The organism is Caulobacter sp. LARHSG274 (assembly GCF_052871235.1).
Window position 1 is genome coordinate 66,984 of the sequence record NZ_JBIXJO010000018.1, and the last position, 13,304, is coordinate 80,287.

Annotated in this window: 12 protein-coding genes; 6 read left to right on the forward strand and 6 right to left on the reverse strand. The window is 71.8% G+C overall.

Annotated elements, in window-relative coordinates; genetic code table 11:
- The first annotated feature begins 44 nt into the window (after positions 1-44).
- A complete protein-coding gene (locus ACIPQB_RS21385; RefSeq protein ID WP_446487265.1) occupies positions 45-1,577 on the forward strand; it encodes an acyl-CoA carboxylase subunit beta in 1,533 nt (510 codons plus the stop codon).
- A gap of 8 nt (positions 1,578-1,585) precedes the next feature.
- Here the strand turns inward: ACIPQB_RS21385 and ACIPQB_RS21390 are convergent, their stop codons facing one another.
- The 3 genes from ACIPQB_RS21390 to ACIPQB_RS21400 form a co-directional block, all read right to left on the reverse strand.
- On the reverse strand, positions 1,586-3,148 hold the full coding sequence (locus tag ACIPQB_RS21390; protein ID WP_446487266.1) for a hypothetical protein: 1,563 nt from the start codon (positions 3,146-3,148) through the stop codon (positions 1,586-1,588).
- A 3-nt stretch (positions 3,149-3,151) separates the two neighbouring features.
- Positions 3,152-4,387: a hypothetical protein gene (locus ACIPQB_RS21395; RefSeq protein WP_446487267.1), complete on the reverse strand. Its 1,236-nt coding sequence runs from the start codon at positions 4,385-4,387 to the stop codon at positions 3,152-3,154.
- Positions 4,388-4,473: 86 nt separating this feature from the next.
- Positions 4,474-5,322 carry an RsiV family protein gene (locus tag ACIPQB_RS21400; protein ID WP_446487268.1) on the reverse strand — a complete coding sequence of 283 codons (849 nt, stop codon included), beginning with the start codon at positions 5,320-5,322 and terminating at the stop codon, positions 4,474-4,476.
- A gap of 119 nt (positions 5,323-5,441) precedes the next feature.
- Between ACIPQB_RS21400 and ACIPQB_RS21405 the strand changes: the two genes are divergently transcribed.
- The 5 genes from ACIPQB_RS21405 (at position 5,442) to ACIPQB_RS21425 (ending at position 9,618) form a co-directional block, all read left to right on the forward strand.
- Positions 5,442-5,975: a hypothetical protein gene (locus ACIPQB_RS21405; RefSeq protein ID WP_446487269.1), complete on the forward strand. Its 534-nt coding sequence runs from the start codon at positions 5,442-5,444 to the stop codon at positions 5,973-5,975.
- 83 nt (positions 5,976-6,058) lie between these two features.
- Complete coding sequence (locus tag ACIPQB_RS21410; RefSeq protein ID WP_446487270.1) at positions 6,059-6,952, forward strand: polyprenyl synthetase family protein; 894 nt, start codon at positions 6,059-6,061, stop codon at positions 6,950-6,952.
- Positions 6,949-7,905 carry an ABC transporter ATP-binding protein gene (locus ACIPQB_RS21415; protein WP_446487271.1) on the forward strand — a complete coding sequence of 319 codons (957 nt, stop codon included), beginning with the start codon at positions 6,949-6,951 and terminating at the stop codon, positions 7,903-7,905. Before ACIPQB_RS21410 ends, ACIPQB_RS21415 begins: the two co-directional genes overlap by 4 nt.
- Positions 7,902-9,122 (forward strand): ABC transporter permease, encoded by a 1,221-nt coding sequence (locus tag ACIPQB_RS21420; RefSeq protein ID WP_446487272.1) that lies wholly within the window; start codon positions 7,902-7,904, stop codon positions 9,120-9,122. Before ACIPQB_RS21415 ends, ACIPQB_RS21420 begins: the two co-directional genes overlap by 4 nt.
- Before the next feature lie 16 nt (positions 9,123-9,138).
- The gene (locus ACIPQB_RS21425; protein WP_446487273.1) at positions 9,139-9,618 is read left to right on the forward strand and encodes a sterol desaturase family protein; all 480 of its coding nucleotides are present in this window, start codon (positions 9,139-9,141) and stop codon (positions 9,616-9,618) included.
- Between the two features lie 19 nt (positions 9,619-9,637).
- On the opposite strand, the gene ACIPQB_RS21430 is transcribed toward ACIPQB_RS21425, so the two are convergent.
- From ACIPQB_RS21430 to crtY, 3 genes are read right to left on the reverse strand one after another with little or no spacing between them, the layout of a single operon-like run.
- Positions 9,638-10,567, reverse strand: a complete 930-nt coding sequence (locus ACIPQB_RS21430; RefSeq protein ID WP_446487274.1) for a phytoene/squalene synthase family protein — start codon at positions 10,565-10,567, stop codon at positions 9,638-9,640.
- Entirely contained in the window at positions 10,564-12,063 is a 1,500-nt protein-coding gene (locus ACIPQB_RS21435; RefSeq protein ID WP_446487275.1) for a phytoene desaturase, read from the reverse strand. The genes ACIPQB_RS21430 and ACIPQB_RS21435 overlap by 4 nt, the downstream gene beginning before the upstream one ends.
- Positions 12,060-13,241 carry a lycopene beta-cyclase CrtY gene (crtY, locus tag ACIPQB_RS21440; protein WP_446487276.1) on the reverse strand — a complete coding sequence of 394 codons (1,182 nt, stop codon included), beginning with the start codon at positions 13,239-13,241 and terminating at the stop codon, positions 12,060-12,062. The genes ACIPQB_RS21435 and crtY overlap by 4 nt, the downstream gene beginning before the upstream one ends.
- Positions 13,242-13,304: the final 63 nt, after the last annotated feature.

Below are 13,304 nucleotides of genomic sequence, written 5' to 3' on the forward strand. Positions count from 1 at the left end.
ACGAGGCCTGAAGGCCGCCAGCAAGAGAGCCGGGGAGCGTCCGCGTGCAGCACATCCTTGAGGAACTGGATCGTCGTCGGGCGCAGGCGCGGGCGGGAGGCGGCGAGGCGCGGGTGGCGGCCCAGCACGCCAAGGGCAAGCTGACGGCGCGCGAGCGGATCGACCTGCTGCTGGACGAGGGTTCGTTCGAGGAGTTCGACATGTTCGTCGAGCACCGCGGGACCGAGTTCGGCATGGCCGAGCAGAAGGTGGCCGGCGACGGGGTGGTGACCGGCTGGGGCACGGTCAACGGCCGGGTGGTCTATGTGTTCTCCAAGGACTTCACGGTGTTCGGCGGCTCGCTGTCGGGCGCCCATGCGGCCAAGATCGTCAAGGTCCAGCGCCAGGCGATGAAGGTGGGGGCCCCGATCATCGGCCTGTTCGACGCCGGCGGGGCGCGCATCCAGGAGGGGGTCGACAGCCTGGCCGGCTATGCCGACATCTTCCTGGAGAACGTGATGGCCAGCGGCGTGATCCCGCAGATCAGCGTGATCATGGGCCCGTGCGCCGGGGGCGACGTCTATTCGCCGGCCATGACCGACTTCATCTTCATGGTCAGGGACACCAGCTACATGTTCGTCACCGGGCCCGAGGTGGTCAGGACGGTGACCAACGAGGTGGTCACCGCCGAGGAACTGGGCGGGGCGCGGGTGCATGCGGCCAAGTCGGGGGTGGCCGAGGGGGCGTTCGACAACGACCTGGAGGCCCTCACCCAGGTGCGGCGGCTGATCGACTTCCTGCCCTCGTCCAACCGCCAGCCGGCCCCCGAGCGCCACAGCTTCGATGAGGCCTATCGCGAGGAGCCCAGCCTGGACAGCCTGATCCCCGCCGATCCGGGCAAGCCCTACGACATCAAGGAGCTGATCCTCAAGATCGTCGACGAGGCCGACTTCTTCGAGATCAGTAGCGAATGGGCCAAGAACATCGTCTGCGGCTTCGCCCGCATGGACGGGACGAGCATCGGCGTCGTCGCCAACCAGCCGCAGGTGCTGGCCGGGGTGCTCGACATCGACAGCTCGCGCAAGGCCGCCCGCTTCGTGCGGTTCTGCGACGCCTTCAACATCCCGATCCTGACCCTGGTCGACGTGCCCGGCTTCATGCCCGGCACCAAGCAGGAGTACGGCGGGCTGATCAAGCACGGCGCCAAGCTGCTGTTCGCCTATGCCGAGGCCACGGTGCCGAAGATCACCCTGATCACCCGCAAGGCCTATGGCGGGGCCTATGACGTGATGAGCTCCAAGCACCTGCGCGGCGACTTCAACTACGCCTGGCCCACCGCCGAGATCGCGGTGATGGGGGCCAAGGGGGCGGTGGAGATCATCTTCCGCCAGGAGGCCAAGGACCCCGCCGCCCTGGCCGCCCGCGAGGCCGAATACAAGGCCGCCTTCGCCAACCCCTTCGTCGCCGCCTCCCGCGGCTATATCGACGACGTCATCATGCCCCACGGCACCCGCCGACGCATCGTCCGCGCCCTGAAGTCCCTCAAGGGCAAGGACCTCTCAAACCCCTGGAAGAAGCACGACAATATTCCGCTGTAGGGCGGGTCTCAGTAGACGACGTCGCCCTCCGGCCTGAACGCTTTGAGCATTTCGGCCCGGGCGGCGGCGTCCGCTCGGCGGACGCCGATCACGCCGTCCATGGTCTTGATCGTCACGACGCCGTCGGCGCCCGGCGCGACGCGCAGGCTGCGCAGCAGTTGCGGGCCTTCGCCCCAGTCCAGGCGGACATCCAGGAGCAGCGAGCCCTGTTCGCTCCAGCCGCCGAAGACGTAGGTCAGGGTCATGGCCGGCAGGTCGATCGGGCCGGGTTCGACAGCGACGGCGCTGACCGTGCGGCTGCCCTGATACCAGGACAGGTTGACGCTCATCATTGCGGTCTGGGCCTCGACCCAGTTGGCCTGAGAGACGTTCTGCGGCAGGCAGGCGGCGGCCCAGCGGGTCGGCGATTTGCCGCGGGGCTTTTCCTCAAGGCGCGGCGCGCACCAGACCAGGCCCGCCGCCCCGGCCCCGGCCATCGGCACGCCATAGACCGGTTGGCCGGCGGGCAGGGCCTTGTCGAAGAACCAGCCCTTGCCCCGGACTTCCTGTTTGAGCACGCCGGTCACGCCGTGGCGGACCCCGACAGTGAAAAATGGCTGGCCCTTGGCGACGCCGCCGACGGCCACGGCGGGGGGCGCGCCGGCCGAAACGAGCGGCCTGGGCGCGAAATCAGGGGGCGAGGCTTGTTGAAGGGAAGCGGGTTTGGGTGGCGGAATGCCGGTGGCGGCGAGATCGGCCAGGCCCGCCGCAATCGGCTTCAGGTCGGCCACCGCCGGCAGCCGGCCAGTGACGCGGTAATGCAGCGTACCCGGTTGGGCGCCGGGCGAGAGGGTGATGTTCAGCGTCTCAAGCGCGAAGTCGCCGCCGCCAAGGGGGGCGAGGCGTCCTTGCGCGCAGGCGCCGCCGTTCAGGAACCAGCCCTTGTCCTCGGCGGTCCGCAGGGCGCGGGCGAAGCGCGCGGGCTTGACGACCCCGTCGCCGTCGCACCACTGGTAGCCCAGGAGCAGAGTCGGGCGCTCCTCGGGCCGGGCCTCCCGATAGGCCGGCTTGGCGACGAGCGTGTGCGGATCGCGCACCACATTGAAATCGGCCGCCGCGAAATAGTAGCTGGAGGCGGCGGCCCAGCTCTGGTCAAAAGCGCCGGTCTCCTTGGTGTCTGTCAGACACTCGAACGCCCTCCGGCTGACCCATTTGAGATTGGCGCGCAGGTCGCACCAGACCACCCGGCGCGGTCCGTCGCCGATCTCGACGCGGGCCAGAACCGCGCCGGCGGGGATCTGCCGGAACCGTCCCTGCGCCGGACTGGTGAGGACGCGGGCCTGGGCGACGCGAAGCGTGTGCTGGGCGATCACGCCGTCCCGGGCGATCTCGCCCTCCATGGCGGTCGGCGGCGTTTCCGTTAGAGCCATGGGCATGCGCGCCGCCTCGCCCGCCACGCCGTAGCTGTAGATCGGGGGCGCGGCGCCATAGATCAGCGGCTGGGGCGCGGAGCCGGCGACTGCGGCGGTCGCGCCGGCGACCGCGAGGCCGGCGGCCGCCAGAAGCGACCGCCAGTCTGGGGTTCGGGCCATGATTTAGAGCGCGGCGGGGGCTGGCGCCGGCGCGGGGGCCGGGGTCGCCGCTGCGGCGTCGGCCGGAGCCGGCTGGGCCTTGGATCCGAAGGCGTAGCCTTCGGCGAAGGGGCGCTCGGGCAGTTCCAGCGCGTACATATAGGCCCCGTTGCACGGACCGGTCGCGCCGTTGACATAGGTTGCGGCGCGCATCTTGTCGCCCAAGCCCGACAGGGCCGGGAACACCGCGCGATAGGGTTCCAGCATCATGTCCGGACCGATGCGGTTGGACGGCGAAGCGGGATCGAACGAGCCAGCATAGATCACGTCGCCGGCGGCCGCCTCGAATGACGGCGCGCCCAGGCACAGACTGGCCATGAACAGGCCGGCGTGGAAGCTGGAGATCCGCCATTGGCCCGGCGGCACCGCGTAGACCAGCGTGGTCCCGCCGGCCCCGCCGGCGACAGCCGTGGCCTTGAGCGGCTGAGCGGCGGTGAAGGCGCCGGGGCGGCCGTCGGCCCAGGCCGGGGTCTTGGCGTCCGGACCGACCCGTTCGAAATTGACCGAGAAGGCGCCCACGCCCTGGAGATTGACGACCACCAGGGCGGAGTCGGCGGGGATTTCGCCCAGTTGCTCGGGCTTGAGCGGCGAAGGCGGCCGAGCGCTCTTGGCCAGCTTGGGGGCGGGCGCCGGCTTCTCCTTGCTGGGCTTGTCGGAATCGGGCGGGTCGCCCATGGCGTCGACGCTGAGCCGCGCCTTGCTGGTGTTGCGCGCGGGTGAGAACATGCCGCTGGTCTGGACGGTCGCGGCGTCGTTGTCGAACACTCGGACGATGGTTCCCTCCGGCTCGACGGCGCCGATCAGGGGGGCGATCCGGGCGGCCTTGGCGGCGGTATCGAGCTTGTCGGCGGCTTCGCCGGCCACCGGATCGAGCGCCACGACCCGCCAGCCCCTCACGACCATGCAGTTCTCGACATTGACCGGGCGCGCCTTGGCGTCGTTCATGGCCATGACGATCGCCTTGCCGATCGCTGCGCCGATCGCTCCGGCCAGGCCGGGCGCGTAGACGGCCGGGCTGGTGTCGGGTTGATGCAGGCGCGCGCTCATGGCCCGGCAGGCCCGTACGTCGGCGTCATGCGCGGCGAGTTGCGCGCCGGGCTTGTTGAAATAGGTGTAGCCGTCCGAGGTCTTTCCCAGATCGCCGGCCGTCGCGGACGACGCCGCCGCAGCCATCGCCGCGGCCAGACACAATTTGCGCATGAACTTGCTCTTTCCCCCAAGGAACAAGCTTAGCTGTCATAAGTCAGCGACGGGCGCAACCCCACGTGGCGGAGGGGGGAGCGGATCTATTTCACCGCGTCCATCCGCACACTGATCGTCCCGTCCGGATTGCCCGGCGACTTCGGTCCGCCGGCGAAGGCGCCGGCATAGGTCGGGGCCAGCAGGCCCTGGAAGGCGTTCTGCGGCACGGTGACCTCGTAGTCGCCCTCGGCGTAGGGGCCGACGACATAGGGGTCGATGATCGCGGTCAGGCCGCCGATCTTGCCCGGCGCGGTCGAGGCGGCCAGGACCAGCACCGTCTGGTTCCAGTGCGGGCAGGCGAACATCTCGCCCAGCGGCGCGGCCCCCTCGCGATGGCGCTTGGCGGCCTTGACCGCGTCGCAGATAGCGGTGTCGAGCGGGGTCATGTCGACGTCAGGGCGGAACAGCGCCTGGGGCTGCAGCTCGGCATTGGCCGTCCGGTCCCACAGCAGGCTGGCGCCGCCATGGTTGGGATGGGCGCCGCCGGTGTCCTCGAACCACAGGGCCCGCAGCCCGACCAGGCGGTCGCCGGCCGCGCTCAAGAACCACTGGCCCTGGCGGGCGTAGGGCCGCCAGGGATAGGACCCGTCCCAGGCCTGATGGTCCGCCTGCGCCTTGGCGGCGAAGGCCTTCAGGCCGGCGACCTCGCGGTCATAGAGCGCCGCGTGCAGGGCAGGGTAGTTGGCGATCTCGGCCGGCAGGCGCAGGCCGACGCTAGCGGCGGGGTCGTCGGCCTCGAAGCTCAGGGGGCGGACCGGCGCGGCGGGGGCGGGGGTCGCGACCGCGACGGGCCGGGGCGGCTTGGCCGGGGCCGCTGGCTTGCGCTCGCAGGCGGCCAGCATCGCAAGCAGGGCCAGGCCCGCGAGCATGGGGGCGGACGTCTTCAGCTTCATCGCGTTCTCCTGCGCCGTCCCCCGCCGACACCCTGCCGCGCGTCGCCGGGTCCGTCCATGGGCGCAAAACGCATCGAACCGGGCGGGATCGGCGTTACGCAGCAGATGGGGATCAAAGCATGAGACACCGGGGTCCTTGGCTGGCGCTGGGCGTCGGCGCGGCGCTGCTGGGCGCGTGCTCGACGGCCCCGCCGCCGCGGCCGATCCCGCACGCGCCGCCGCCGGCCCGGGCCGAGACCGCGACCCCCGCTCCAGCGGGCATGGTCTGGAACTATCTTCCGGACCCTGGCGGCGAGGTCCGCCTGAACTACGGCCTGCCCAACAGCGACCAGGTCGGGATAATGTTCAGTTGTCGGCGCCCGGCCAGGGCGGTCGGTTTCGTCACCGACCTCGACAAGGGCGAGCCGGGCTCCGGGACCGTGCGCTTCCGCTCGGACCAGGCCCAGGGCCGCTACGCCGCGCGGCTGGAAAGGTCCGAATTGACCGGCGGCTGGGAGGCGCATGGCGAGATCGCCCTGGCCGATCCGGTCCTGGCCAGGTTCGAGACCAGCGGCCGGATCAGCCAGGTCGAGGACCGGGCCTATGCGCAGGACGCGCGCTCCGCCGCCGAGCGGAAAAACATCAAGCGGTTCTTCGGCTTCTGCCGGGGTTAGGGCGCTTTGAGTTGACGCCTCGCGGCTGCGCCGTCAAATGAAGCGCCCACGTCGGGGTGGATAGCACGGCCGCGACTCGCCAGATGGACGACAACGCCGCCCTTCTTCGGACTTTCGAAGCCCTGCGCGCCGGGGTCGACCGGCGCCTGGCCGAACTGGCCCCGCCGGCGGGCTCGGCGCCCGACCGGCTGGTGGCGGCGGTGCGCTACGCCCTGCTGGCCCCCGGCAAGCGCTTTCGCCCGATGTTGGCCCTGCTGGCCGCCGCCGAGTTCGGGGCGCCGGAGGGGGCGGCCCTGGACGCGGCCTGCGCCTTCGAGATGATCCACGCCGCCTCGCTGATTCTCGACGACCTGCCGGCCATGGACGACGCCGGCCTGAGGCGCGGCCTGCCGACCATCCACCGGGCCTTCGACGAGGCCACGGCGATCCTGGCCGGGGTCGGCCTGCTGAACCAGGCCTATGCGGTGATCGCCGCCGACCACGCCTTGCCGGGACCGCTGCGCGCCGACCTGACCGCCCGCGCCGCCCATGCCGTCGGCTTTTCGGGCCTGATCGCCGGCCAGGCCCGCGACCTGTTCGACCGCGACCGGACCCGCGACGCCGCCGCCCTCGACCGCCTGAACCACGAGAAGACCGGGGTGCTGATCATCGCCGCCGCCCAGGGCGGGGCGGCGATCGCCGGGGCCCCGGTCGCGGCGGTCGAGGCGGTCGGGGTCTTCGCCCGCCACATCGGCCTGGCCTTCCAGATCCGCGACGACCTGATCGACGCCCAGGGCTCGGCCGAGGGCGCCGGCAAGGACGTCGGCAAGGACGCGGCCATGACCACGGTGGTCTCGGCGCTGGGCCTGGCCGGGGCCCGCCAGGCCATGGACGGCCACTTGGCCAGCGCCGCGGCGGCCCTCGGCGGGGTCGGGGCCGGCGACCTGCTGGGCCGTTATGTTGGCGGCCTGTTCGCCGGGCGCAAGGCGGCGGCGTGAACGCTGAGGCCCTTTCGGCGGCGCCCATTCTGACGGTGGCGGGGGCGGTCCACGCCTATGGCGGCCGGCCGGTGCTGCGCGGCGTCGACCTGGCGCTGGGCCGCGGCGAGATCTACGCCCTGCTGGGCCCCAACGGGGCCGGCAAGACCACCCTGATCCGCACGCTCTGCGGCCGCATCCGGCCCGACGGCGGGACCGTGCGGCTGAACGGCCGCGACCCGGCCCGGGTGGCGGCGGCCCGGGCCGGCCTGGGCCTGGTCCCGCAGGAGATCGCCCTCTACGCCAACCTGACCGTGGGCGAGAACCTGCGGACCTTCGCGGCCCTGGCCGGCATGCCGCACCGCCAGATCGCGGCCGCCGTGGAGCGGGCGCTGGCCCTGACCCGCACGGCCGACCGGGCCGGCGTGCCGGTCAAGCACCTGTCCGGCGGTTACCAGCGCCGCGCCAACATCGCCGCCGCCATCGTCCACGCGCCCAGCCTGCTGATTCTCGACGAGCCGACGGTCGGGGTCGACATCGACGCCCGCGAGGCGGTCGACGCGGTGATCCGCGGCCTGCGCGACCTGGGCGTGGCCATCCTGCTGACCACCCACGACCTGGACCAGGCCGAGGCCCTGGCCGACCGGGTCGGTTTCCTGCGCGAGGGGCGGATGGTGCTGGAGGGCGAGCCCAAGGCGCTGCTGGCCGAGGCGTTCGGAACCCAGATGGAGGTCCTGGTCCACCTGTCGGGAACGCCGGACGCCGCCGCCGAGGCCCAGCTGGCCGCCGAGGGCCTGGCCCGCACCCGCCAACCGTCGGTCTGGACCCGCCTGGACGCCGACGGTTATGCGGTGGCCGGGACCCTGGACAGGCGGCTGCGCCAGGTCGGACTGGCCCCGCGCGAGATCCGGGTGCGCCAGCCGTCCCTGGCCAATCTGTTCACCCGCCTGGCCGAGCAGGAGCCGGCGGCGTGAGCCCGCGGCCTGTCGAGAGGCTGGCGATGATCGCCGCCATGGTGCGGGTCATGACGCTGGAGCTGTGGCGCGACCGCGGCGCCCTGGTCATGACCTTCCTGCTGCCGCCGCTGGTGTTCCTGATCTTCTCATCGGTGTTCGCCGGGGCGACCGGCGAGACGGTGCAGCTGAAGCTGGCCGTGGCCGACCTGGCCCGGACCCCGGACTCCGGCCGGCTGGCGGCGGCGCTGGCCGGCTCGCCCGACATCCGCGCCGAGCGGGTTTCTCCGTCTACGGTCGAAGAGGTCCGCCGCCGGGTCAAGACCGGCCGCGCCGACGCCGGCCTGGTGATCCGCGCCGATCCCGCCGCGGCCGACAAGCCGTTCGTGATCGTCGCCGACCCCACCCGCGCCGTGGCCGCGCCCCTGGCCCAGGCCCGGGTGCAGCAGGTGCTGTCGGCGGCCCTGCCGGACGTCGCCATGCGCCGCACCGTGGCCCAACTGACCCCGGCCCTGGGCGGCCTCAGCGACGAGCAGGCCGAGAACGCCGACACCGCGGCCGCCTTCCTGCGCCAGAACCCCTCCAAGGACGACGGCGGCTTCTTCGACCGCGAAGACGTCAAGGACGCCAAGACCGGCGGCGGGGTGATCGCCTATTACGCCGGGGCGGTGATGATCCTGTTCGCCCTGTTCTCGGCCATGCAGGGGGCGCTGGGCCTGATGGACGAGCGGCGGACCGGGGTGGCCGACCGGCTGCTGGCCGGGGTGGCGGGCATGGGACCGGTGGTGACCGGAAAGTTCCTGTTCCTGGTCGTCCAGGGCCTGGTCCAGGCCCTGCTGATCTTCGCCACCGCCCAGTTGGTCTATGGCGTGGCGGCGGCCCAGCACGCGGCCCTGTGGCTGCCGACCACCCTGGCGGCCAGCGCCTGCGCCGCCGGCCTGGCCCTGGGCCTGGTCTCGGTCTGCCGCACGCGCGAGCAGGCCCAGATGCTGTCGACCTTCGTGATCCTGGTGCTGGCGGCGGTCGGCGGCAGCATGGCCCCGCGGTTCCTGATGCCGCCCTGGCTGCAGGCCCTGGGCTGGTTCACGCCCCACGCCTGGGCGATCGAGGCCTATCAATCGATCCTCTGGCGCGACGCCGGGATCGCGGCGGTGTATAAGGCCTGGTGCGTCCTGGCGGCCGTGGGCCTGGCCGGCCTGGCCCTGGCGCATGTCCTGGCCCGCCGGCTGAGACGATAGGAGCGGGGCCGATAGGATGACGATGCAGACCCTCGGCCTCCACCTGGCCCTGTTCCTGGCCGCCCTGGCCTTCATGGAAGGCTTCGCCTGGTTCACCCACCGCTATGTGATGCACGGCTTCCTGTGGGCCTGGCACCGCTCGCACCACGAGCCGCGCGCCGGCCTGTTCGAGCTCAACGACCTGTTCGCCGTGGTCTTCGCCGCCCCGGCCATCGTGGCGATCTATTTCGGCGTCCACGGGACCCCGTGGCTGCTGCCGGTCGGCCTGGGCATCACCGCCTACGGGGCGATCTATTTCATGTTCCACGACGGCATGGTCCACCAGCGGTTCAAGGTTCCGCTCGGCAAGTCGCGCTATTGGCGGCAGCTGATCCAGGCCCACCGCATCCACCACGCGGTGCACAGCAAGGACGGGGCGGTGTCGTTCGGCTTCCTGCTGGCCCGGCCGGTGCGCGAGCTGAAGGCCAAGCTGCGCGAGCGGGGCGTGGGCGTCTAGGCGTTCGACCGCCCTCCGCTCAGATCCTCGACCACATCGCCGGCCGCGCCGGCGCCTGCCCCCGGCGGTCCAGGGTCGCCGCCCGCAGCGCCACCAGGCCGCCCTGCAGCGCCCGCCAGGCCTTCATCCGGCCGCTGACCACCACCCGTTCGTCCCAGGCCCTGTCGCCAGCGGCGACCACGTCCAGGCCGATCTGCCGGTAGACGCCGCGAGCCGCGGCGATGGCCCAGGCCGAGCGCACCGGCAGGTCGCGCAGGCCCCAGCGGGCCGAGGCGTAGTAGGGCTCGGCGGCCGCGACCAGGCGCCGGGCCAGGACCGCCACGGCGGCGCGGTGGGCGGGTTCGGCGACCGCGTCCGCCGGCACGCCTAGCTCGGCCAGCCAGTCGCCGGGGACATAGACCCGGCCGTTGCGGGCGTCCTCGACGATGTCGCGGGCGATGTTGGTCAGCTGGAAGCCCAGGCCCAGGTCCTGGGCGCGGCGTAGGGTCGGCAGGTCGTCGGGCTTCACGCCCATGACCAGGGCCATCATCGTCCCGACCACCCCGGCCACGCCCCAGCAGTATTCCAGCAGCTCGTCGAGCGTGCGGTAGCGGCGGCCGGCCACGTCCATGGCGAAGCCGTCGATCATGTCCAGGGCGTAGCGCTCGGGAATGGCCCGGCGCAGGGCCACGGTCTGGAAGGCGGCGAACACCGGGTCGGTCGGCGTCTCGCCGGCCAGGGCGGCGCGGGTGTGGGCGTAGAGGGCCTCCAGCCGGGCCGGGCCGTCAGCCACCGGGCTCATGCCGTGGCCCAGGGTCTGGCCGTCGATGACGTCGTCGCAGTGGCGGCACCAGGCGTAGAGCATCTCGGCGTCGGCCCGGGTCTGGGCGTCGAACAGGGCGGCGGCGGCGGCGAAGCTCTTGCTGCCCTTCTGGATCGCCGCGCGGCTCTGGTCTTCCAGGTCGCTCATGCCGGCAGGGTCGCGTAGTCGTCGATCATCAGCCCGGCCGTGGCCTTGGCCGAGCCGACCACGCCGGGGATGCCCGCGCCCGGATGGGTGCCGGCCCCGACGAAATAGAGATTGGGAATGACGTCGTCGCGATTGTGGGTGCGGAAGAAGGCGCTCTGGGTCAGGAGCGGCTCCAGCGAGAAGGCCGCGCCCTGCCAGGCGTTGAGGTCGGTCACGAAGTCGTCCGGGGTGATGAAGCGGCAGGTGACCATGTCGGCGGTCAGGCCGGGGATGTAGTGCTTCTCCAGATAGGCCAGGATCTTGTCACGGTACTTCGGTCCCTCGACCGACCAGTCGATCCTGGCGGTCTTGAGGTTGGGCACCGGCGACAGGGCGTAGAAGGCCGAGCAGCCCTCCGGGGCCATCGACGGGTCGCTGGCGCTCGGATGGTGCAGATAGAGCGAGAAGTCCTCGGCCAGGCCGTCCTTGCCGTAGATCTCGCCGATCAGCTCGCGATAGCGGTTGCCGAAGCAGATGGTGTGGTGGCGGATTTCGGGGTGGGTCGTCTTCAGGCCGAAATAGACCACGAACAGCGACGGGCTCCAGCGCTTGGCCTCCAGGGCCTTGCCGACCTTCTTGCCGCGCGGATCGTCGGCCAGCAGGGCGCGGTAGGTGTGCATGACGTCGGCGTTGGAGGCGACCGTGTCGAAGGCCTCGAACTGGCCGTCGGCGCGGATCACCCCGGTGACGCGGCCGGCCTTGGTGGTGATCTTCTGGATCGGCTGGCCCAGGTGCAGGGTTCCGCCCAGGTCCTCGAGTAATTTCACCAGCGCGCGGATCAGGGCGTGGGTGCCGCCGCGCGGGAACCAGACGCCGCCGCGCCGCTCCAGGGCGTGGATCAGGGCGTAGATCGACGAGGTCGCGAACGGGCTGCCGCCGACCAGCAGGCTGTGGAACGACAACGCCTGGCGCACGTGCTCGTCCTTCACGAAGCCGGCGACCTTGTCATAGACGCTGCGCCAGGCCTGCAGCTTCATCAGGGCCGGGGCGTTGGCCAGCATGGCCCCGAAGTCGAGGAACGGCACGGCGCCGAGCTCGACATAGCCCTTCTGGTAGAGCTCCTCGGAATAGGCGTGGAAGCGACGGTAGCCCTCGACGTCGGCCGGGTTGCGGGCGGCGATCTGGGCGTCGAGCTGGTCCTGGTCGTTGACATAGTCGAAGACGTCGCCGTCCTCCCAGACCAGGCGGTAGAAGGGATCGACCGGTAGCAGCTGGACATAGTCCTCGATCCGGCGGCCGCTGAGCGCGAACAGTTCCTTCAGGCAGGCGGGGTCGGTGATCACCGTCGGGCCGGCGTCGAAGGTGAAGCCGTCGTCGTGCCAGACATAGGCCCGGCCGCCCGGCTTCTCGCGGCCCTCGAACACCGTGACGTCGAAGCCCGAGGACTGCAGGCGCACGGCCAGGGCCAGGCCGCCGAACCCGGCGCCGATCACGGCGGCCTTCGGTCTTGTCGTCATGCGTCTTGGTCTCCGGAAACCGAGCCTTCGCTCAGGCATTTGAGGGCCGCCGAGACCGGCACCGGCGGCTTGCCGACCAGGATCCGCAGCTTGTCCCACCGGTTCAGGCGGGCGGCGTAGAAGCGTTGCACCAGGCGAGGGGAGAGGCGGTAGAACCGCTCCAGCACCCGGTAGCGCTGGTCGGGCGCGCAGGCCCGGAACAGCATGCGATTGAGCAGCCGCAGGAAGCCCCGCCGCCGCCACAGCGTCCTGGACTGGGTCTCGACGCAGTCGCGCACCGTGGCGCTGGTGATCCGCGGCAGGGCGGCGATCGCGTCGGCCAGGCGGGCCGCGTCGGGCAGGGAATAGCCGGTGGTCGGCTGGAACAGGACCGCGCGCAGCCCGACCTCGGCGACCTGCGGCGGGGCCTCGCGCCAATAGGCGTCGATGTCGCCGCCCAGGGCGATGGGCAGGACGCCGTCCTCCTCGCGCTCGACCGCGGCGATGGTCCAGCCCTGGGCATTGGCATAGTCGGCGATGGCCTGGCGCAAGGCAGGGCGGTCGAGGCCGGGCCCGTCGCTGTAGCGGGTGTCCTCGATCAGCAGGCGCGTATCGTCCAGCGGCAGGACATAGACGAAGCGATAGCCGTCCTCCTGCGAGACCGTGGCGTCCATGATGATCGGCCGGGCCAGGCCGTGGGGGGCGGTCAGGCGCACGCCCTGGCCGACGAACTTCTGGTAGCCGAGGGCCAGGCTGCGGCTGCGGCGCGGCCCGCGGCCGTCGATCACCGCGCCGGCGACGATCCGGCGGCCGTCGGCCAGGGCGACCTCGTGCGGATCGACCCCGGTCACCGACACTCCCAGCCAGGCGTCGTCGCCCAGGGCGGCGCCGACCACCTGGTGCAGGCGCCGCGAGGTGATGGCCAGGTAGTCGGTGGCCAACTGGCGGCGGTGGCCGGGAAACCGCACCTCGTAGCCGGCCCAGCGGTGGACGATCAGCGGCCGCAGCCAGCCGGCCACGGCGGCGTCGACGTCGGTGGCGAAATGGCACCAGGTATGCTCGCCGCCGATCCGGTCCCCGCGCTCGAGCATGACCACGCGCAGCCGCGGCCGCAGGCTCTTCAGCCGCAGGGCGATCAGGCTGTTGGCCAGTCCGCCGCCCACCAGGACGACGTCGGCGTGCGAGGACGCGGACTCCATGCCAGCGCTCTAGCACGATTGGCGGCGCGCCAAGCGACTTCCGCGCGGGCTCCCGGCGGATAT